This window comes from Micromonospora sp. CP22 (genome assembly GCF_009712475.1).
In the GTDB taxonomy this organism is placed as follows: domain Bacteria; phylum Actinomycetota; class Actinomycetes; order Mycobacteriales; family Micromonosporaceae; genus Micromonospora.
Genome location: NZ_VCJO01000013.1, coordinates 17,084 through 38,641, shown reverse-complemented (window position 1 = coordinate 38,641; position 21,558 = coordinate 17,084). Strand labels below are relative to the sequence as shown.

Sequence of the window (21,558 nt, the reverse complement as noted above, 5' to 3'; positions counted from 1 at the left end):
CCCTGGGGTTCCCCAGGCGGCGAACGTCGGGGATGGTGCTGTGTCGAGCCGCCGTGCGGCAGCACCTCCCCGACGTTGGGTGGTCAGATCGGAGGGCGACGCCACGAGGTGGACGGTTCGCGGCGGGGACGTTGGTTCGGCATCGTGGCCATGGGCGTACGCACCGCCAGCGGGGCGTGCGGATCCGGCTGCTGGGGCAGCAGCGTCGGACGCCGACAGGAGGCGAGGGCCGGGCCGGCGCGGCGGACCACACCACGGGCCTCCTCGCGCAGAGCCGCCAGATCGGCTCCGGGGTTGGCGACCAGGGTCAGCAGCGCGTCCCGCCCGGCCGGATAGGTCACCACGCAACCGGCTGCGGTGTGCACCACGGACTCGTGGAACTCACCCTGCCGTACGGTCGCCGCCATCCGGTGCCCGAGGCCGAAGCTGGCTGCGGCCAGCGCCGCCAGGTGGGTGGCGTCGGTCGCGGGCAGGTCGCTGGAGATGAGCAGGCCGTCGGTGCCGGCGAGGACCATGCCGGCGACCTCGGGACGGCGTCGGCGCAGCCCGCGTAGTTCGGTACCCATCATCGTTTCCGCGTTCACGAGCGTGTCTCTCCCACCGGTCGTGTCTCCGCCGCAACAGTGACGTTCCGCGATGGCGACGCTACCCGTGGATGTCGACAAGTGCGATCCTCTCACCGTCGGCAATCGGGCGACAACTCTCGTCTGATCGGAGGATGTGGACCCGCCGGGCCCACGTCGTCGGCGCGCCGAACCCGCGCTGCGGGCGTAACCTGACTTCGCCCATGGACCGTCTTTCGCGAAGGGGTGGCCGGATGGAATCGCGTGCCGAGTTGTCGAAGGCTGTCGGTGCCACGGCGGTGTCCGCATGACCAGCGTGTGGGAGAGCCTGACCGTCGACGCCCGCGATCCGGGCCGGCTGGCCCGCTGGTGGGCCGAGGCGCTCGGGTACCAGGTGGTCCAGGAACGACCGGACGAGGTGGAGATCCGGCAGAGCGTCGACCGGTTGCCCGGCATCGTCTTCGTGCCGGTGACCGGCGTCAAGGAGGGCAAGAACCGGCTGCACCTCGACCTGCGTCCGACCAACCGGGAGGCCGAGGTGGAACGGCTGGTCGACATGGGTGCCCGGCACGTCGACATCGGCCAGGACGGTGATGACTGGACGGTGCTGGCCGACCCGGAGGGCAACGAGTTCTGCGTCCTACGGCAGCGTGGAGATTGACCGCTGCCTCCGGTGAGCCGGACGCGGCGCGTCGGGTGGCGGAGCCGGTCAAGGACTCGGAGCACGGTCGGTCGCCGTACGAGCGGGACCGGGCGCGGGTGCTGCACTCGGCGGCGTTCCGGCGGCTGGCCGCTAAGACCCAGGTGCACACGGCCGGCACCGACGACTTCCTGCGTACCCGGCTGACCCACTCGCTGGAGGTGGCCCAGATCGCCCGGGAGATGGGTGCCCGGCTGGGCTGCGATCCGGACGTGGTGGACACCGCCGGCCTGGCCCACGACCTCGGTCACCCGCCGTTCGGGCACAACGGGGAGAGTGCGCTCGACGAGTTGGCCGCCGACTGCGGCGGGTTCGAGGGCAACGCGCAGACGCTGCGCGTGCTGACCCGACTGGAGGCCAAGGTGTACGCCCCGGACGGGACGTCCGTCGGGCTGAACCTGACCCGCGCCTCGCTCGACGCGGTCGGCAAGTACCCGTGGACCCGGCAACCCGGTCGGCGCAAGTTCGGGGTGTACGCCGACGACCTGCCCGCCTTCGCCTGGGTCCGGCAGGGTGCCCCGGCCGGCCAGCGGCGGTGCCTGGAGGCGCAGGTCATGGACTGGGCGGACGACGTGGCGTACTCGGTGCACGACGTCGAGGACGGCATCCACGGCGGATACCTGACGCTGGAGCCGCTGCTCGCCGACGCCGACGAGCGGCGGGCGCTCTGCGCCGACGTCGCCGCCGTCTACTCGACCGAGCCGCCCGACTACCTGGGGCAGGCGCTGGCCGAACTGCTCGCCGACCCGCTGCTCGCCCCGCTGGTCGGCTACGACGGCAGCCACCGGGCCCAGGCCGCGCTCAAGGCGACCACCAGCGCGCTGACCGGTCGGTTCGTGGCGACCGCCGTCGCCGCCACCACCGAGCGGTTCGGCCCGGGACCACATCGACGGTACGCGGCCGACCTGGTCGTGCCCCGGCCGTTGCGTGCCCGGTGTGCCCTGCTCAAGGGGATCGCCCTGCGGTACGTGATGCGCCGACCCGGCGCACAGGGCCGTTACCGGCGACAGCGGGAGATCGTCGCCGGGCTGGTGGCGACCCTGGCCGCGCGGGCACCGGAAGCGCTCGACCCGGTGTTCGCCCCGCTGTGGCGGGACGCACCCGACGACGCCGCGCGGCTGCGGGTGGTGATCGACCAGGTGGCCTCGCTGACCGACCCGGCCGCCGTGGCCTGGCACGATCGCCTGATCGGGAACTGACCCGGACGGGGTCGACAGGCGAGGCGCTACTGAGGTTAGCCTAACCGAATGACGGATCGCCCGAAGAAGGTCACCTCCGCCCGCGTCCTGCGCACCTGGCGGCCCACGCCGCACGTGGTCCGGTTGGTGCTCGGCGGTGAGGAGCTGACCGGTCTGCCGATCGGCGAGTTCACCGACCACTACATAAAGATCGTCTTTCCGGTCGCCGGAGTCGACCACCCGCGCCCCCTCGACCTCGCCGCCATCCGCCGGGAGCTGCCCCGCGACCAGTGGCCCCGGCTGCGCGCCTACACGGTGCGTGCCTTCGACGCGGCGGCCGGGGAACTGACCGTCGACGTGGTGCACCACGGTGACGAAGGGCTGGCCGGCCCGTGGGCGGCGGCGCTGCGGCCCGGCGACGAGGTGCTGTTCGTCGGCCCGGGCGGGGCGTACGCGCCGAGCCCGGAGGCCGACTGGCACCTGCTGGCCGGTGACGAGAGCGCGCTGCCGGCGATCGCCGCGTCCCTGGCCCGTCTCCCGGTCGGTGCGCCCGCGTACGTCTTCGTCGAGGTCGACGGCCCGGCCGACGAGCAACCACTGCCCAGCCCCGGCGCGGTGCGACTGACCTGGCTGCACCGGGGCGCCCGCCCGGTGGGCGAGGCGTTGGTGGCCGCGGTGCGCGAGTTGGACTTCCCGTCCGGCACCGTGCACGCCTTCGTGCACGGCGAGGCGTCCTTCGTCCGCCAGTTGCGCCGGCTGCTGCGGGTGGACCGGTCGGTGCCCCGCGAGTGGCTGTCCATCTCCGGCTATTGGCGCAAGGGTTTCGACGACGAGGGCTGGCGGGCCACCAAGCCTGACTGGAATCGCCAGGTCGAGGCCGACGAACAGGCACGCGTCCCCGTGCCGCTCGCGTGACCGTCGCAGCGACAACCACCTCTTCGCCCCGCGCCTTGGATGTTAGGAAGGGCCCCTTCCTATACCGGAGGCGTTAACAAGGGGCCCTTCCTTGCGCTGGGGGCGGGCAGGGCAGGATGTAGGTCGAGGAGGTGGCGGTATGGCGGGGCGGATCCGGGACGAGGACATCGCGCTGGTCCGTGAGCGTACGTCCATCGCCGAGATCATCTCCGAGACGGTGACGCTCCGGTCGGCGGGTGGCGGCAACCTCAAGGGGCTCTGCCCCTTCCACGACGAGAAGAGTCCCTCGTTCAACGTCTCGCCCGCCCGTAACGTCTGGTACTGCTTCGGCTGCGGTGCCGGCGGCGACGCCATCAAGTTCCTGATGGACGCCGAGCACCTCAGCTTCGTCGAGGCGGTGGAGCGGCTCGCTGCCCGCGCCGGTCTGCAACTGCGGTACGTGGAGGACGACCGGTCCACGCCCCGGCCGCACCGCCCGCAGCAGGGGCAGAGGCAGCGGCTGGTCGCCGCGCACACCGCCGCCGTCGAGTTCTACACCGCGCAACTGGCCACCGCCGGTGCGCGTCCGGCCCGGGAGTTCCTGGCCGAGCGCGGCTTCGACCGGGCCGCCGCGCAGCGGTACGGCTGCGGTTTCGCCCCCGACGGGTGGGACCTGCTCACCAAGCACCTGCGGCAGCGTGGCTTCAGCCACGACGAACTGGTCACCGCGGGGCTGTCCCGTCCGGCCCGCTCGGGCAGCCTGATCGACCGGTTCCGTCGTCGGCTGCTCTGGCCGATCCGGGACCTGACCGGCGACGTGGTCGGCTTCGGCGCGCGCAAGCTCTTCGCCGACGACGACGGCCCGAAGTACCTGAACACCCCCGAGACGCCGATCTACAAGAAGTCCCACGTGCTCTACGGCATCGACCAGGCCAAACGGGAGATCGCCAAGCAGGGGCGGGTGGTGGTGGTCGAGGGCTACACCGACGTGATGGCGTGCCACCTGGCCGGCGTACCGACCGCAGTGGCGACCTGCGGCACCGCGTTCGGCGCCGACCACATCGGCGTACTGCGGCGGCTGCTACTGGACACCGACGCGGTCGCCGGTGAGATCATCTTTACCTTCGACGGGGACGCGGCCGGGCAGAAGGCCGCGCTGCGCGCCTTCGACGACGACCAGCGCTTCGTCGGGCGTACCTTCATCGCGGTCAGCCCCGACAACATGGACCCGTGCGAGCTGCGCCTGGCCAAGGGCGACCTGGCCGTGCGTGACCTGGTCGCCCGCCGTGAGCCGCTCGTCGACTTCGCGCTACGTCACGTGATCAGCCGGTACGACCTGGACACCGTGGACGGTCGGGTCGAGGCGATGCGGCGTGCCGCACCCCTGGTGGCGAAGCTCAAGGACCGGGAGAAGCGCCCGGAGTACGTCCGCAAGCTCGCCGGTGACCTCGGCATGGAGATCGAACCGGTGCAGCGGGCGGTGCAGGCCGCCGCCTCGGGTCGACCCGCCGACGGCCCGGCGGCCCGCCCCGCGCAGCGGACCGAGCCGAGTGTGGACAGCCCGCAGTCGATGGTCGAACGCGAGGCGTTGAAACTCGCCCTCCAGGAGCCGGTGCTGGCCGGTCCGATGTTCGACGCGGTCGAGGCCGGCGACTACCGGCACCCGGTGCACGTGGCCGTCCGGGCGGCGATCGCCGCAGCCGGTGGGGCCGCGTCGGCGGCCGGTGGCGCGGTGTGGATCGAATCGGTACGCGACGCCTGCGAGGACCTCGCCGCCCAGGCGTTGGTCGGCGAACTGGCCGTGGAGCCGCTGCGGATCGACGGCGAGCCGGATCCGCGCTACGTCTCGGTCACCATGGCCCGGTTGCAGTGGGGGTCGGTCACCGCGCGGATCCGGGAACTGAAGTCACGGATCCAGCGGATCAATCCGGTCAACAACAAGGACGAGTACTTCGCCGCCTTCGGTGAGCTGCTCTCGTTGGAGCAGCATGCCCGTGCCCTGCGCGAGCAGGCGGCGGGAGGGTTGTAGGGATGCCACTGTTCCGCCGCCGGCCGAAGCTGCCGCCAGCCGACCGGCCGCCGCTGGAGCGCGACGAACGGGTGCTGGCCTGGGCCGCCGCCGGCAACGGCGAGGGTGACGGGGTGGTCGTCGCCACCAACCTCGGGCTCTGGCTGCCGGGCCGGGGTCACCGGATCGGCTGGCACGACGTGGTCAAGGCCGTCTGGTCGGGCCGGGAACTGACCGTCACCGCGGGCGAGCAGGTCGCCGAACGGGACGGCTACCTGGTGGTCGCCGACCTGCCCGCCGAGCGGTACCTGCTGCTCGACCCGGGTGACCTGCCGCACCAGGTACGCGCCCGGGTCACCCGCTCCGTCGCGTACACCCAGCACCACGCCCTACCCGGGGGGTCGGGTCGGATCGTCGGTCGCCGGGTCTCCGGCCGCGACGGGCTGACCTGGATGGTGCACTACGACCCGGGTACCCCCATCGACGACCCCGACGTCCTCGCCGAGACCGACCGCCTCGTCGCCGCCGCCCGCACCGCCACCACCCCCGCCGACCTCTGAGAGCGTCGATCCGCGAGGACCGCCACGCGTGAGTAGGCCGATCGTGGACGGCCCCGTCACCGGAACCGTCCACGATCGTGGGACCGGTCAGCCGCCCTGGTAGTAGCGGGCGGCGCCCGGATGCAGGGGGATGGGGTCGGTGGTGGCGGCGGACTCCCGGTCGAAGTTGCGCGCCTCGGGGTGCGCCAGCGCCAGGTCGGCCTGGTAGGTGAAGAGCAGGCGGGTCAGGTCGTACGCCAGGTCGTCGGGCATCTCCGCGCTGACCAGGATCACGTTGGCGACGGTCACGGTCGGGGTGCCCGACGGTGTGTCGTAGGCGTCGCGGGGCAGTTCGCCGGTGGTGTAGACCGCGCCGTGCGTGGCGCTCAACGGCTCGATCAGGTCGGCCACCGGCAGCAGCCGGAACCGGCCCGGCGCGTTGGTGAGCAGGTCGGCGATGCCCGGCGTGGGTAGCCCGCCGGAGAAGAACATCGCGTCGAGGGTGCCGTTGCGCATCCGGGCCACCGTTTCCGGCAGGGACAGCCGGGCCCGGCGTACGTCCCGTTCCGGATCGAGACCGGCGGCGGCGAGCATCCGGGCGGCGATGACGTCGGTGCCGGACTTCGGTGATCCGGTGGAGACCCGTTTGCCGCGCAGCCCGGCGAGGTCGGTGATCTGCGCGTTGGCCCGGACGATCACGTGGGTGTAGTTGCTGTAGACCCGGGCCAGCGCGCGGACCGGTTGCGGACGGCCGTTGAACGCGCCGCGTCCGGCGACGGCGTCCGCCGCGGTGTCGGCCAGGCTGAAGGCGATCTCCATGTCCCCGTCGGCCAGCCGGGTGATGTTCTCACCGGAGGCCCCGGTCGGCTCGGCACGAGCCTCGTAGCCGGGCAGGTGACGGCTGATCACGTCGGCGTAGCCGCCACCGAGTTGGTAGTAGACCCCGGTGGTGTTGCCGGTGGCGAGGAAGATGCGCCCGTCGTGCCATGGACGCGACTCCGAGTCGCCCTCGGCGCCGCAGGCGGTGAGAAGCGCGACCGCCAGCAGCCCCGCCACCAACCGCCGACCCCGACTCATGCCGGTACCTGACCGGGTTGCTGATCCGCCCAGGAGCGGGCGGACGGTTCGAGAGCCTCGGCGACCCGCTGCACCAGCGTCGCCGTCTCGTACCCGATCTGGCCCAGGTCGCATCCGGCGGACGCCAGCACGCCGATCAGGGCACGGTCACCGACCGCCATCACCAGCAGCACACCGCCGTCCATGTCGACGATCTGCTGACGGACCCGACCGGCGGACATCAACCGGGCCGCGCCGATGGTCAGGCTGGCCAGGCCGCTGATCACGGCGGCGAGCTGGTCCGCCTGGTCGGTGGAGAGGTGCGGTGAAGCGGCCAGCCGCAGCCCGTCCCCGGATACGGCGAGGGCATGCGACACGTCCGGCACCTGCTCGGCGAAGTTCGCCAGGAGCCAGTCGAGGCCGGGGCTGCCGTTGGACGTCATCTAAGGTCTCCCGTTCGTCTGCTGGTTTCGTCGCATCGCGTGGGCCACTCCGGCGGAGAGCGCGGACAGCCGCGCGCGTACCACCTCGGGGTCGAGCAGGTCCGGCGCGGACTGCGGGGGCGGCACGTCGTGCAGTTCGGAGGCGAGGCCGCCGCCGCGTACCCGCCGGGGCAGGCCGACCGAGGTGGCCTCTGCGGGGCGGGCGGCACCGGGCCGCCAGTCCGACGCGGGCGCGGTGTGCGGCGCGACGTTCACCGGCGGCACAGGCGTCCAGGCGGTCGCGCCGTTGCCCACCACCGGCAACGTCATCGTCGGCGCCCGGTGCACGTCGAAGTGATCCACGGCGGCTGCCGCCGGAGCGGCCTGCCCGCCCCGGAACCAGGATTGCGCGGTCGGCGCGGTCGGGCGGCCGGTGACCTGCTCCACCCGGGTCAGCAACGCCTCGGGCACGTCGACCTGGGCCACCGTTCCGGCCCCGGCGCTGTGCAGCCGCACCTGGATCCCGTGCCGGGCCGCCAGGTGCGCCACCACGTGCAGGCCCATGCTGCCGGCCGCCGCGCTGGAGAGCGCGGCCGGGGCGCGCAGCCGCTCGTTGATCTCGACCAGCCGGCTCTCGCCGATGCCGATGCCCTGGTCGTGTACGCGCAGGGTCAGCCCGTCGACGGTGCGTCGACCGTCCACATGCACCGGGGTGTGCGGCGGGGAGTACGAGGTGGCGTTCTCCAGCAACTCGGCCAGCAGGTGCACCAGGTTGCCGACCGCCGATCCCTGCACACCCGCGGTGGGCACGTCGATCTCGACGCGGGCGTACTCCTCGATCTCGGAGGCGGCACCACGGACGACGTCGGCCACCAGGTGCGGCCCGTCCTGCGACCGGCCGGGCTCGCCGCCGGCGAGGACCAGCAGGTTCTCCCCGTTGCGTCGCATCCGAGCGGCGAGGTGGTCGAGGGCGAAGAGTCGGGCCAGCGCGTCCGGATCCGTCTCCTCCTGCTCGAACTCGTCGAGCAGCCGCAACTGCCGGGTGATCAGCGTTCGGATCCGGCGGGCCAGGGCCTCGACCATCCGGGTCACGTCCATCCGCAGTTCGGCCTGCTCACCGGCGAGCCGCAGCGCCGCCCGGTTGACGGTGTCGAACGCCTCGGCGACCTGGGCGATCTCGTCGCGTCCACGGCTGATCCCGGCGGTGAGCTGCGAAGCCGAACTCTCGGTGGGCCTGCTGTCGCCGGTGGAGATGGCGGTGATCCGCTCGGGTAGTTCCCGATGTGCCATCGCCAGCGCCGCCACCCGCAGTCGGCGTAGCCGACGGCTGGTGCGTACCGCCAGCAGCGCGGCGGTGACCAGCGAGACCAGGGCCAGCGCGGCGGTGGAACCACCGGTGGCCAGCGCTCGTTGACGTGCGTCGGTGGCCAGTTCGGCGGCGCGCCTGTCGAGTTCGTCGGAGAGGTCCCGGCCGAGCAGGTTGAACCGGCGGATGGCACCGCTCTGGGCGACGTACCAGGCGTCGCCGTCGGCGGCGAGCGCGGCCGGTTCGCTGTCGGCGTTCAACGCGCTGTCGCGCATCCGCCGCGCGGTGGAGACGTCACCACCGGCGATCAGCCGCGTGTACGCGTCGGTGGCGCGTTCCCCGGCGATCCGGGAGAACTCGGCCTGGCGCTGTTCCTGCGCCCCGCGTAGCCGACCCAACCGGGCCAGCTCGCCCTGGACCAGCTCACCTCGAACGAAGATGGCCCGCAGCAGGTCACGTTCCAGCGAGGCCAGGTGCTCCTGGGCCGTGATCGCGGCCACCTCACGGGCCCGGTTGGCCAGCTCGGGATCGCGTAGCTGGGCGGGGAGCGCGTCGGCGACGGCGAGCAGCGACTCCACGAGTGCCACATACGTACCGTCGGCGTTGTCGGTGGTGAGCGCCGCCGACCGGGCCTCGTCGAGCTGGTCGAGGTGCTCGGTGACCTCGTCGAGGGCGCGGCCGAGGTCCGGCGCGGTGCGGCGGGCCTCGGAACTGGCGTTCTGGTAGCGCACGCTGGCCTCGTCGACCCGCCGCCGCTGGGCGTCGACCAACTGGCGACCGGAGGTACCACCGCGCTGACGGAGGGCGGCCGTCTCGCCGAGTTCCCGTTCCAGCTCGTGCACCAACGAGACGGTGGTGGTGGCGGTGCCCGCCAGCACCCGGGCCCGTTCGGCGTCGGTGGAGGCGGCCAGGGCGTCACCGGTCTGGATGGCACCCAGCACGAGCAGACCGGCGGTGGCGATCAGGATGGGTGCGAGCAGTTGGGTACGCACAGACCACAACCGGTCCGTGTGACCGGACGGACGGTTGTGGCGGCGTACGCGAGCCAGCGAGGGCAGCGGCACGGGGGGCTCCCGAGGTCTGGGCGGCCGGGCCGGGTGCTGACCCGACCCGGCCGCTGGTGGTTCAGCTCGCGCCGAGGTCCTGCAACGCCTTGGCCGCGCCCCGGTGCAGACCGACCGGGTCGGTCTTGCGGGCGGTGTCCAGGGCGATGCCCTTGGCAGCGGGGTTGGCCTGGGCCAGTGCCTCGCGCTTCTCGAACACGGTCCGAGTGATGGCGCAGGCCACGTTGGCGTCGAGGTCCTTGCGGACGAGCAGAACGTTCGGGACCACGATGGTCGGGGTGTCCGCCTCGGTGGAGTACACGTCCTTGCCGATCGTGCCGGCCTGGTACGCGGGGTTCAGCTCACTCATCTTGGGCAGCAGCGGGGTGACGTCGATGAACTTCACCTTGTCACCGGCGGTGGTGAACAGGTCGGTGACACCGCCGGTGGGCAGGCCGCCGGACCAGAAGAAGCCGTCGATGGTGCCGTCCTTGACGCCCTCCACGGTCTTGGTGAGATCGAGCCGCTGGGCCTGGACGTCGGTGGCCGGGTTCAGGCCGGCGGCCTCCAGCAGCCGGTGCGCGATGACCTCGGTGCCGGACTTGGGGGAGCCCGTCGAGATCTTCTTGCCGCGCATGTCGGCCACCGAGTTGATCCCCGAGTCGGCCCGGACGACCACCTGGGTGTAGTTGTCGTAGATCCGGGCCAACGCCTCCACCGGCTGCGGGGCGGAGAAGCTGCCCTTGCCCTGCACCGCGTTGACGGCGGTGTCGAACAGCGAGAACGCCACGTCGTACTGGCCGCCGACGAGCTGTTCGATGTTCTGGACCGACGCTCCGGTCTCGGCCGCCGTGCCGGTCAACCGACCGCCGGTGCTGTCCGAGAGCTGGCTGGCCAGGGCGTTGCCGACCACGTAGTAGACGCCGGTGGCGTTACCGGTGGCGATGCCCACCCGGGTGTTCTCGGCCACCTCACAGGTGACGGCACTCGCGGTGTCGTCCGTGGCGGCGGCACCCTGCCGGCCTCCGCATCCGGCGGTGCCGACGGCGACGAGGGCGAGGACTCCCACCCCGGCCACGAGCCGCACGTTGATCCGTCCCACGCTGTCTCCTTCCTGGTTCATGCCGGTGATCCGGCTCGCGTCCCGCCGGAGGAGCCGGCGAATCCGCGTCGTACGTAGACACCCACCGCCATGACGCCGGCCAGCACGGCGCCGATCGCGACGGGTACGGGTTGCAGCCAGAGCAGCGTCAAGCCGGCGACCGCACCGACCACGCGTTCCGGCACGCCGGCCGGGCCGACGCCGGGCAGCCATCCGCCGGCCGCGACGGCGAGCACCGCGACGCTGAGGGCGGTGACCCCGGCGGCGACGAGGATGCGCCGCGGCCCACCGATGCCGAGCAGGCCGAGGCCGGTCGGGGTGACCACGAACGCCAGCGGGATCAGGTACGCCGGCAGCGCGTACCGCAGGGTGTGCCACATGGTGGGCACCAGTCGCCCGCCGGTGACCGCGGCGGCGGCGACGGCGGCGAGCGCGGTCGGCGGCGACACCTCGGACAGCACCGCGAAGTAGAAGACGAACATGGCGGCGGCGGGAGCGGTGACCCCGAGGTCGAGCAGCGCCGGCCCGATGATCACCCAGCCGATCACGAACGACGCGGTCACCGGGATGGCCAGCCCGAGCAGGCTGAGCGCGACGGCGGCGAGCAGGGCGGTCAGGGCGAGCACCACGGCCGGCTCGGAGCTGGCCGCGCTCGCGGCATTGACCAGCAGCGCCGCGGCCTGCGGCCCGAGGCCGGTCTTGGTGGTGGTGGCGGTGATGATGCCGGCCGCCGCGCAGACGACGGTGACCGCGAGGACTCCGCGTACGCCGTTGGAGAGCGCGGCGACCAGCCGGGCCGGGGTGAGCCGGTGGGCCCGGTCCAGGAAGGACAGGACGACCGCCAGCAGGGTGGCCAGCACCACGGCGCGGGTGGCGGACAGCCCGACGGCGAGCAGCCCGATGATGGCGAACAGGCTGGCGAAGTGGTAGCCGGAACGGGCCAGCAGCCGCCAGACGGAGCTGGCCTCAAGAGCCGCCGGCCGTACCCCGGAGCGGCGTGCGTCGATCTCGACCGAGAGCACGATGCCGAGGTAGTAGAGGATCGTCGGCACCGTCGCCCAGCCGAGCACCTCCAGGTAGGACACGCCGAGGTACTCGGCGATGATGAAGGCTGCCGCGCCGAGCGTCGGCGGGGACAGGATGGCGCCCACGCCGGCGGCGGCGAGCATCCCCCCGGCCCGTTCCGCCGGGTACCCGGCCCGGCGCAGGATCGGCCAGGTGACCGCGCCGATGCTCACGGTGGTGGCCGCGCCGGAGCCGGACACGGTACCGAGCAGGAAGCCGGAGGCCACGGCGGTGCGACCGGCGGCGGTACGCGAGCGCCGGAACGCCGCTGCGGACAGGTTCACGAAGAAGCGCCCGGCACCGGAGAGGTCGAGCACCGCCCCGTAGATGGTGAACAGCACGATGTACGTGGCGGCCACGTCCAGTGGGGTGCCGTAGAAGCCGCTGTCGGAGTTGTAGAAGGCGTCGACCAGCTGCCCGAAGTCCAGCCCGGCGTGGGCCACCGCCCAGTTCTGCGGCAGCAGCCCGCCGTAGTAGCCGTAGCCGAGGAAGACCACGCAGACGGCGGGCAGGATCCATCCGGTGGTGCGCCGGCAGCCCTCCAACAGCAGGAGCAGCAGCACGGTGCCCATCGCCACGTCCATCCCGACCAGCAGTCCCTGCCGGTCGAGGAAGGCGTCGTAGCCGCCGCCACCGCCGGCCAGGGCGACCGGCAGCACCGGGTACAGGCAGGCGGCCAGCGCCGCGACGGCCAACAGCCAGTCGATCCGGCTGGGGCCGCTGCCGGACCCGGTGGTGTCGAGGTCAGGCGTCGCCGGAGCCCGACCGGTGACCAGCGCCCGCAGGCGGCGCGGCAGCCGCAGGTCGGCCGGGTAGGCGAGGAAGACCAACGGGAGTACGCCGGCCAGGAAGAAGATCAGGTAGTACTTGCTGCCCTGCGCCAGCGGACGGAACACCTGCCAGAGCGCGAGCAGGCCGATCACCAGCGTGGCAGCGGTCAGGACGACGGCGACCGGCCCGGTCAGCACCCGGCCGGGCTTCTCGTCCTCGAACCGGCTGGCGAGTTCGCGCGGGTCGATGGAAGCTGGAGCGGGCCGGTCGGCGGGTAGGTCCGCCTCCGCCACTCGGCCGTGTCCGCCGCGCTCAGGTCCGGAATCATCGGTGAATCGGATAGGCGACACGAGGGGGGACGATACGCGAATCGACTCCGCGTTGGGGGGCATTGTCAGGCATCGCTTCGTTGAGTGACTTCGCATTCCCTGGGAACTGCTCGCGTCAATGATTAAGGGCGACCCCCGTGATCGGCCTGAATGCGCCGATAGGGGCGGTGCGGGGGCGCGGATGGAACCCGCAGAGTGATGTCTGCTATGCCGAGATAAATACTGCTTTGGTCCGAATTAGGTCGGGGACGAAAATCCCCCGCCATGACTACGCTCCGTATGCGAAAACACGGTGGGTGGTTCGACGAATCGCCAGGGTCGCGGTGGTGCCGACGACGCTCGCCCGATCGTCAGGCCGCTTCCGGGTGCGCCGTTGGCCGTTCCGTGACCTTGTCGGGCGTGCGCGGACCATTCCCGTGGTGTACGTATTCGGCCCGCAATCGTTGGTCTGACGGAAAGGCTGAAGGTGCATTTCCCACAATCGGGGAATGAACCTTGAATCAGTGCGGGGTGGCGGGCGATCTGCTCGGCGGCAGCGGGCGACGGCGGAGACACCGCGACGGTGACGGTTCGAGCGACCGACGGGGGGGTTACTCGATGTCCCTGGCTGGGCATGTGTCCTGGACCAGCACCGCGAGCGGAACCGAGGGGAGGGGGCGATGGCCTCCGAGGAGTCTTCCCGTCCTGACCGGCGTGACCCGGCGCGGGAGTCCGCGTCCATCGGGCGGCGGGACGCCTCGGGCGCGGACGGCGCGTCACCGGGGACGGTCGACGACGACGCGCCGTCGCATCCGGGTCGGCTCTCCCGCCGCGAGTGGGCGGCGGCGATGCGCCGGACGGTGCGCGAGTTCGGCGACGACAGCCTGACCGACTGGGCCGCCGCGCTCACCTACTACGGGGTGCTCTCCATCTTCCCGGGCCTGCTGGTGCTGGTCTCGCTGGTCGGGCTGCTCGGCCCGACGGCCACCCGGACGGTACGGGACACCGTCGCGGAGTCGGTTCCGGAGCAGAACATCCGGCAGATCCTCGACGCCGCCATCGAGCAGGCCCAGCAGAGTGGGGGACTGGCCGGCGTCGCCGCGATCATCGGTCTGCTCGCCGCCTTCTGGTCGGCCTCCGGTTACATCGCCGCCTTCATGCGCGCCTCGAACGCGATCTACGACGTGCCGGAGGGTCGGCCGATCTGGAAGACCCTGCCGATCCGGGTGGGCGTCACCGCGGTGATCGGCGTGCTGCTGCTGGCCAGCGCGGTGATCGTGGTCTTCACCGGGCGCCTCGCCGAGCAGGTCGGTGGCGCGCTCGGGGTGGGGCGTACGGCGGTGACGGTGTGGGACATCGCCAAGTGGCCGGTGCTGCTGGTCCTGGTCGGCCTGATGTTCGCCATCCTCTACTGGGCGTCGCCGAACGCGCGGCAGGGCGGCTTCCGCTGGGTGAGCCCCGGTGGGATCCTGGCGGTGCTGATCTGGCTGCTGGTCTCCGGCCTGTTCGCGTTCTACGTCGGCAACTTCGGCTCGTACAACAAGACCTACGGGGCGCTGGCCGGGGTGATCATCTTCCTGGTCTGGCTCTGGTTGAGCAACATCGCGATTCTGTTCGGCGCGGAGTTCGACGCCGAGTTGGCACGGGCGCGGGCGATCAGCGGTGGGCTCCGGCCGATCGACCGGGAGCCCTACGTCGAGTTGCGCGACGACCGCAAGCTGCGCACGAAGGGTGGTGAATCGCCTTCTCAGTGACCTTCCGGGAGCATCTCCATCTAACTAGCTGCCGAGTGCCGTCGAAACTTTTGCTAAACCAAGCGAAAGTTGTCGCGAAGGCGGCCTAAGCTCTGGACAGCGCGGCTTGAAGCCTCCTACTGTGTCGGGCACCACGCATCGACAGTTCGTCAATGCGTACATCCCCGGTGGGAGAGGTGAGCCGTGCCCAACGCCGACCCCCTGCACGTCCGGCTGCTGCGGTTGTTACGCGACGAGGGAGCGCTGTCGCGGGCCGAACTCGCCGACCGGTTGGAGATGCCCCGGCCCCGGCTCCTCGCCGAGCTGGAACGACTGGTCGCCCTGGGCTACGTGGCGGAGGCGGGCAAGGCGGCCTCCCGGGGCGGACGACGGTCGACGCTTGTCGAGTTGAGTCCACAGTTGCGCTTCGCGGCCGTCGACCTCGGCGCCAGCTCGATCGACGTCGAGGTGGTCAACGGCAGGCTGGAGCCGGTGGCGGCGTACGCGGAGGCGGCCGACATCCGGTCCGGCCCGAAGGCGATCCTCCAGCGGGTCAACGAGCTGCTGCACAAGGCCCGGGTCGACGGGGTCTACGAACGACTCGACGCGGTCGGCATCGGGGTGCCCGGTCCGGTCAGCTTCCGCGACGGGGTGCCGGTCTCGCCACCGATCATGCCCGGCTGGGACCGCTTCCCCGTCCGTGAGCTGCTGACCCGAGAGCACGGCTGCCCCTCGGTGGTCGACAACGACGTGAACATCATGGCCATCGGCGAGCGGCACGGCGGGGTGGCCCACTCGGTCGACGACTTCCTCTTCGTCAAGATCGGCACCGGCATCGGCTGCGGGATCTACCTCAGCGGCGACGTCTACCGGGGCATCGACGGCTGTGCCGGCGACATCGGCCACATCCAGGTCGATCCACACGGGCCGGTCTGCTCCTGCGGCAACGCCGGATGCCTGGAGGCGATCTTCAGTGGCGCGGCACTGGCCAAGGACGCCACCTCCGCCGCGCGGGCCGGCACCTCTCCCGCCCTGGCCGAACGGCTGGAGGTCAACGGCGAGGTCACCGCCGTCGACGTCGCCGCCGGTGCCCTCGAAGGGGACCTGACCTGCATCCAGCTGATCCGGGAGGGGGGCCGACGGCTCGGCGGCGTGCTCGCCGGACTGGTCAGCTTCACCAACCCCTCGATGATCGTGATCGGCGGTGGGCTCGCCCAACTGGGGCACGTCCTGCTCGCCGAGATCCGCAGTGTCGTGTACCGCCGATCGCTGCCGCTGGCCACCGGCAACCTGCCGGTGGTCCTCTCCGAACTCGGTCCACGGGCCGGTGTGGCCGGCGCGGCCGTGCTCGCCAGCGACCTGGCCTTCGGGGAGGCGGCGTGAGCGGGCACGACGCGACGAACGAGGCGACCACCGGCGAGGTGGTGCTGCGCCTGACCGACGTGGTCAAGACCTTCCCGGGCGTACGCGCCCTGGACGGGGTGCAGCTGGAGGTGCGGGCGGGCGAGGTGCACTGCCTGCTCGGGCAGAACGGTGCCGGCAAGTCCACGCTGATCAAGGTGCTCGCCGGGGTGCACCGGCCGGACTCGGGGCGCGTGGAATGGCGTGGTGAGCCGGTCAGCTTCGCCAACCCGCAGGCCGCGATGCGCAGCGGGATCGCCACCATCTACCAGGAACTCGACCTGGTCGAGGACCTCTCCGTGGCGGAGAACGCCTTCCTGGGGCACGAGCCGCGTCGGTTCGGGTTCATCCGCCGGGGCCACATGGCCCGCCGGACCCGTGAGATCCTCGGCCGGCTCGGCCACGCCGAGATCCCACCGGGCCGGATGGTGCGGGCGCTGCCGGCGGCCGGCAAGCAGGTGGTCAGCATGGCGCGGGCGCTGTCCCACGAGGCCCGGCTGATCATCATGGACGAGCCGAGCGCGGTGCTCGCCCATGACGAGGTGGGAAACCTCATCCGGATCGTGCGGGAACTGACCGCCCAGGGCATCGCGGTCATCTACATCTCGCACCGGTTGGAGGAGATCCGCGAGATCGGCGACCGGGTGACCGTACTCAAGGACGGCCGGACCACCGCGGCGAACCTGCCGGCCCGCGAGACCCCGACCAGCGACCTGGTCTCCCGGATGACCGGCCGGACCATCGAGTACGTCTTCCCGGACCGTCCCGCCGGGACCGAGGTCGGCGGCGAGCTGCTCCAGGTCGAGGGGTTGACCCGCGCCGGTGAGTTCGCCGACGTGTCGCTGACCGTCCGAGCCGGAGAGATCGTCGGCATCGCGGGCCTGGTGGGCTCCGGCCGCTCCGAGGTGCTGGAGACGATCTACGGCGCGCGGACGGCCGAGGCCGGTTCGGTGCGGATGGCGGGCCGGGAACTGCGGCCGGGCAGCGTGGGCGCGGCGGTGCGGGCCGGCATGGGCATGGCCCCCGAGGAGCGCAAGAGCCAGGCGTTGCTGCTCGGTGAGCCGATCTACCGCAACGTCACCCTCGCCACCTTCGGGCGCTACGCCCGCTTCGGCTTCACCAACGCGTCCCGGGAACGGGCGGAGGCCGACCGGATCGCCGAGGACCTGGAGATGCGCCCGCGTGACGTCCGGCGGGCGGTGGGCACCCTCTCCGGCGGTAACCAGCAGAAGGTGGTGGTCGGTCGCTGGCTGCTCGGCGACACGAAGCTGCTGCTGCTCGACGAACCCACCCGAGGGGTGGACGTCGGGGCCCGGGCCGAGCTGTACCAGGTGATCCGGCAGCTCGCGGCCCAGGGGGTCGGGGTGCTCCTGGTCTCCAGCGAGGTACCCGAGGTGCTCGGCCTGGCCGACCGGGTGCTGGTGATGCGGGAGGGACGGGTCGTCCGTACGGCCCCGGCCGGCGAACTCGACGAGAACACCGTGCTCGACCTCGTCATGGCGGGGTCTCTGATGGAAGGCGCACCGGCATGAGCCAGGGTACGCAACCTACTGCCACGCAGCCGCCACCGGTTGACCCGGCCGAGACCGCGACGGTCGGCCACCGGACGCCGACCGCCACCGGCCGGCTCTCCTGGTGGCACGGTGACGGTGGCGAGGGTGCCAAGCGGAACCTCGCCCTGATCGGGGTGCTGTTGGCCCTCTTCGTGATCGGCGCGGCCACCCGCTCCGACCTGTACTCCAACCCGGACTGGGTCTGGGCGAACATGCTCAGCATCCTCAAGCTCGCCTCGGTGGTCGGCGTGGTCACCGTCGGGATGACCTTCGTGATCATCGGGGGTGGTATCGACCTGTCGGTCGGCGCGATCGTGGCGCTGGCCGGGGTCTGGTGCACCACGGTGGCGACCCAGAACTTCGGCGCCGGTGGGATGATCTTCACCGCGATCGTCGTCGGGGTGGCGGTCGGCCTGGTCAACGGGACACTCATCGCGTACGGGCGGCTGGTGCCGTTCATCGCGACGCTGGCCATGCTGGTCGCCGCTCGGGGCTTGGCCGCCGAGATCTCCGACAAGCAGACCCAGATCTCGCACAACGGCACCATCAACGGCATCGCCAGCACCAACCTGCTCGGCATCCCGCTGCTGGTCTACATCCTGGCCGCCGTGGTCGCCGCGGGTTGGGTGCTGCTCAACCGCACGACCTTCGGTCGGCGCACCGTCGCCGTCGGCGGCAACCCGGAGGCCGCCCGGTTGGCGGGCATCAACGTCAAGCTGCACACCCTGCTGCTGTACGCGCTGTCCGGGCTGTGCTGCGGCATCGCCGCCATCATGCTCACCGCCCAGGCCACCTCGGCCCAGGCGGCGATGGCGAACCTCTACGAGCTGGACGCGATCGCCGCCGTGATCATCGGAGGCACGCTGCTCAGCGGCGGGCGGGGCACCATCGTCGGCTCCCTGCTCGGTGTGATCATCTTCGCCACCATCACCAACCTCTTCGCCATCAACGGCCTCTCCACCGAGGCGCAGAACATGGTCAAGGGCGGCATCATCGTCGCCGCCGTCCTGATCCAGCAGGTCCAGTTCGGCAGCATCACCCAGTTCTTCCGTCGTAACCGACTCACCACGAGCTGAACACACGCACCGCAGGCCACCCGGGCAACCGAGGGTGGCTGGGCTTCGCACACCCAAAATCCCCACCACGTGAATAACCAGGAGGTCGTCATGACCCAGCACAGTCGCGACATGTCGCGGCGCCGGCTGCTCTTCGGCGGGGCGGCCGTCGGAGCCGGCGTCCTGCTCGCGGGTTGCACCAGCAACGAGCAGACACCGACCGATGCGCAGACCAAGGCGGCCGACGGCAACGCCAACGCCGAACCGGGCAAGCAGGTGACCATCGGCTTCTCCGCTCCGGCCGCCGACCACGGCTGGATCGCCGCCATCACCAACAACGCCAAGGCGCAGGCCGCCGCGTACTCCGATGTGGAGTTCAAGACGGTCGAGGCGGGCGCGGACGCGGCGGCCCAGCGGGCGGCGCTGTCGACCCTGATCTCCCAGAAGCCGGACGTGATCGTGCTGCTGCCGCACGACGGCAAGGAGCTGAACTCCTTCGGCCTGGAGGCGATGCAGGCCGGTATCCCGGTGGTCAACCTGGACCGGGCCTTCCCGGACGCCAAGGCGTACCGGTTGCAGATCAAGGGCGACAACTACGGCATGGGCGTCTCGGCGGCCACCTTCATCGCCGAGCAGCTGAAGGCCAAGGGCGTCAGCAACCCGGTGATCGCCGAGATCGCCGGAATCGACTCGCTGGAGCTGACCCAGGAGCGGACCCAGGGCTTCAACGACACCCTCGCCCAGCACGGCTTCAAGGTGACCAACCGGCGCGCCGCCGAGTTCACCGCGGACACCGGGCAGCGGGAGGCGGCCCAGCTGCTCCAGGCGCTGCCGAAGATCGATGCGATCTGGAACCACGACGACGACCAGGGCATCGGTGTGCTGGCCGCGATCAGCCAGGCCAACCGCAGCGAGTTCTTCATGGTCGGTGGCGCGGGATCGAAGAAGGCCATGGAGGACATCCAGGCCGACAACACGGTGTTGAAGGCCACGGTGACCTACAGCCCGTCGATGGCCTCCTCGGCGATTTCGCTGGCCCGCCTCATCGGCCAGGGCAGGGGCATGTCCGATCTGGTGGAACTCCAGGTTCCCAAGGAGATCGTCCTCGCCTCGGAAACGATCACCAAGGAGAACGCGGGCGACTACCTCAAGCTCGGGTTCTGACACAACGGGGGGAGACCCACTTTGTCCACGACAAACAACGAACTGCGGGTCGGGATGGTCGGCTACGCGTTCATGGGCGCCGCGCACTCGCAGGCATGGCGGACCGTGAACCGGGTGTACGACCTGCCGGCGCGGGCCCGGATGGCGCTCGTCTGCGGCCGGGACGCCGGGAAGGTGGCCGAGGCCGCCGACCGGCTCGGCTGGGAGGGCCACACGACGGACTGGCGGGAACTGGTGAACCGGCCGGACATCGACGTGGTCGACATCTGCACGCCGGGTGACAGCCACGCCGAGATCGCACTGGCCGCGCTCGCCGCGGGCAAGCACGTGTTGTGCGAGAAGCCGTTGGCCAACACCGTCGCCGAGGCCCGGGAGATGGCTGCCGCGGCGGCCACCGCCCAGGCCGGCGGGGCGCGGTCGATGTGTGGTTTCAACTACCGGCGGGTGCCCGCGGTGGCGCTGATGCGTCAGCTGGTCGCCGACGGGCGGCTCGGCGAGATCCGGCACGTCCGGGCCACCTACCTGCAGGACTGGATCGTGGACCCGCAGTTCCCCCTGGTCTGGCGGCTCCGTAAGGAGGTGTCGGGCTCCGGTGCGCTGGGTGACATCGGTGCGCACATCATCGACCTGACCCAGTACGTCACCGGGCAGCGGATCAGTGGTGTCAGCGCGGTCACCGAGACCTTCGTCAAGCAGCGGCCACTGCCGACCGAGTCGAGCGGACTCGCGGCGCAGGCGGACGGTGCCGGTGCCGCCACCGGCGAGGTCACCGTCGACGATGCGGCGATCTTCGTGGCTCGGCTCGACGGCGGGGCGCTGGCCACGTACGAGGCGACTCGGTTCGCCACCGGCCGCAAGAACGCCCTCCGCGTGGAGATCAACGGATCGTTGGGCAGTGTCGCCTTCGACCTGGAACGTCTCAACGAGCTGGAGTTCCTCGACGCCACCCGCCCCGCCGCCGAGCAGGGCTTCAACCGGATCCTGGTGACCGAGGCAGACCACCCGTACCTGTCGGCCTGGTGGCCGCCGGGACACATCATCGGGTACGAGCACTCCTTCACCCACCAGATGCGCGACTTCATCGAGGCGGTGGCGACCGGGGTCGACCCGTCACCCTCCTTCGCCGAGGCGTTGCAGGTGCAACTGGTGCTGGACGCGGTTATCCGCTCGGCCGAGCAGGGCTCCTCCTGGGCCGAGGTGGAGCCGTCGCTGGCGACGGCCACCGCCTGAACCACCTCCGGAGCCGACCGGCGAGGGACGGCCACGGTTGCGCCCCGTGGCCGGTACGGGTCGGATCCGGAGGTCGTGTCCACGGGCCACCCGGTCCGGCGGCACGAGCAATGCGGTTCCTCCGGTGCCGCCGGACCGGGATTCCCCGGCAGCACCGGAGGGCCGCCGCCCACTGACCAGTTCATCGACCAACGGTCCACCAGGGACTCCCGCCGTCAGGCGGACCGCGTCCGACGAGTCGTCCGGTCGGGACACTGTCGTCCCGATCGGGCCGGATGCGGGGGAGGTAGGGGCGAGACGCCGACTGCCCCTGCCTACCAGCCCCGTCCGTCCGACCCATCCGGTACGCCGGGCCGACGTCGTCGCCGCCGACCTCGGCATCGGCCGGGCGAGTTCCACCGGAATAGGCGGCGGGCGGGGCGCATCGGCTTAACACGTATCTTTTTCAGGTTTAACCTGATATCAAG

At 71.4% G+C, this 21,558-nt stretch carries 17 protein-coding genes; 11 read left to right on the top strand and 6 right to left on the bottom strand.

Going from position 1 to position 21,558, the window contains the following annotated elements:
- Positions 1–83 precede the first annotated feature (83 nt).
- On the bottom strand, positions 84–584 hold the full coding sequence (locus tag FF096_RS19870; RefSeq protein WP_309223624.1) for a roadblock/LC7 domain-containing protein: 501 nt from the start codon (positions 582–584) through the stop codon (positions 84–86).
- 286 nt (positions 585–870) lie between these two features.
- Between FF096_RS19870 and FF096_RS19865 the strand changes: the two genes are divergently transcribed.
- The 5 genes from FF096_RS19865 to FF096_RS19845 all read left to right on the top strand — a co-directional run bounded on the left by FF096_RS19865 (position 871) and on the right by FF096_RS19845 (position 5,903).
- Positions 871–1,224: a VOC family protein gene (locus FF096_RS19865; RefSeq protein WP_155220712.1), complete on the top strand. Its 354-nt coding sequence runs from the start codon at positions 871–873 to the stop codon at positions 1,222–1,224.
- Complete coding sequence (locus tag FF096_RS19860) at positions 1,221–2,462, top strand: deoxyguanosinetriphosphate triphosphohydrolase (RefSeq protein ID WP_155220710.1); 1,242 nt, start codon at positions 1,221–1,223, stop codon at positions 2,460–2,462. The genes FF096_RS19865 and FF096_RS19860 overlap by 4 nt, the downstream gene beginning before the upstream one ends.
- A 48-nt stretch (positions 2,463–2,510) precedes the next feature.
- The gene (locus FF096_RS19855) at positions 2,511–3,356 is read left to right on the top strand and encodes a siderophore-interacting protein (protein ID WP_155220708.1); all 846 of its coding nucleotides are present in this window, start codon (positions 2,511–2,513) and stop codon (positions 3,354–3,356) included.
- A gap of 139 nt (positions 3,357–3,495) precedes the next feature.
- Complete coding sequence (gene dnaG / locus FF096_RS19850) at positions 3,496–5,364, top strand: DNA primase (RefSeq protein WP_155220706.1); 1,869 nt, start codon at positions 3,496–3,498, stop codon at positions 5,362–5,364.
- 2 nt (positions 5,365–5,366) lie between these two features.
- On the top strand, positions 5,367–5,903 hold the full coding sequence (locus FF096_RS19845) for a hypothetical protein (RefSeq protein WP_155220704.1): 537 nt from the start codon (positions 5,367–5,369) through the stop codon (positions 5,901–5,903).
- 87 nt (positions 5,904–5,990) lie between these two features.
- On the opposite strand, the gene FF096_RS19840 is transcribed toward FF096_RS19845, so the two are convergent.
- From FF096_RS19840 to FF096_RS19820, 5 genes are all read right to left on the bottom strand, one after another.
- Positions 5,991–6,959, bottom strand: coding sequence for a TAXI family TRAP transporter solute-binding subunit (locus FF096_RS19840; protein ID WP_155220702.1), 969 nt, complete (start codon positions 6,957–6,959; stop codon positions 5,991–5,993).
- Positions 6,956–7,381, bottom strand: coding sequence for a roadblock/LC7 domain-containing protein (locus FF096_RS19835; RefSeq protein WP_155220700.1), 426 nt, complete (start codon positions 7,379–7,381; stop codon positions 6,956–6,958). Before FF096_RS19835 ends, FF096_RS19840 begins: the two co-directional genes overlap by 4 nt.
- The gene (locus FF096_RS19830; RefSeq protein WP_309223623.1) at positions 7,382–9,730 is read right to left on the bottom strand and encodes a nitrate- and nitrite sensing domain-containing protein; all 2,349 of its coding nucleotides are present in this window, start codon (positions 9,728–9,730) and stop codon (positions 7,382–7,384) included.
- A 61-nt stretch (positions 9,731–9,791) separates the two neighbouring features.
- Positions 9,792–10,811: a TAXI family TRAP transporter solute-binding subunit gene (locus tag FF096_RS19825; RefSeq protein WP_309223622.1), complete on the bottom strand. Its 1,020-nt coding sequence runs from the start codon at positions 10,809–10,811 to the stop codon at positions 9,792–9,794.
- Between the two features lie 17 nt (positions 10,812–10,828).
- On the bottom strand, positions 10,829–12,940 hold the full coding sequence (locus FF096_RS19820) for a TRAP transporter fused permease subunit (protein WP_309223621.1): 2,112 nt from the start codon (positions 12,938–12,940) through the stop codon (positions 10,829–10,831).
- Between the two features lie 695 nt (positions 12,941–13,635).
- On the opposite strand from FF096_RS19820, the gene FF096_RS19815 reads away from it, so the two are divergent.
- The 6 genes from FF096_RS19815 (at position 13,636) to FF096_RS19790 (ending at position 21,091) form a co-directional block, all read left to right on the top strand.
- On the top strand, positions 13,636–14,709 hold the full coding sequence (locus FF096_RS19815) for a YihY/virulence factor BrkB family protein (protein ID WP_155220694.1): 1,074 nt from the start codon (positions 13,636–13,638) through the stop codon (positions 14,707–14,709).
- 183 nt (positions 14,710–14,892) lie between these two features.
- Positions 14,893–16,071: an ROK family transcriptional regulator gene (locus FF096_RS19810; RefSeq protein WP_309223620.1), complete on the top strand. Its 1,179-nt coding sequence runs from the start codon at positions 14,893–14,895 to the stop codon at positions 16,069–16,071.
- Positions 16,068–17,621, top strand: a complete 1,554-nt coding sequence (locus tag FF096_RS19805) for a sugar ABC transporter ATP-binding protein (RefSeq protein ID WP_309223619.1) — start codon at positions 16,068–16,070, stop codon at positions 17,619–17,621. Before FF096_RS19810 ends, FF096_RS19805 begins: the two co-directional genes overlap by 4 nt.
- On the top strand, positions 17,618–18,718 hold the full coding sequence (locus tag FF096_RS19800) for an ABC transporter permease (protein ID WP_155220692.1): 1,101 nt from the start codon (positions 17,618–17,620) through the stop codon (positions 18,716–18,718). The genes FF096_RS19805 and FF096_RS19800 overlap by 4 nt, the downstream gene beginning before the upstream one ends.
- A gap of 90 nt (positions 18,719–18,808) precedes the next feature.
- Positions 18,809–19,861, top strand: a complete 1,053-nt coding sequence (locus tag FF096_RS19795; RefSeq protein ID WP_155220690.1) for a substrate-binding domain-containing protein — start codon at positions 18,809–18,811, stop codon at positions 19,859–19,861.
- A 54-nt stretch (positions 19,862–19,915) separates the two neighbouring features.
- Positions 19,916–21,091: a Gfo/Idh/MocA family protein gene (locus tag FF096_RS19790; protein ID WP_375335361.1), complete on the top strand. Its 1,176-nt coding sequence runs from the start codon at positions 19,916–19,918 to the stop codon at positions 21,089–21,091.
- Positions 21,092–21,558: the final 467 nt, after the last annotated feature.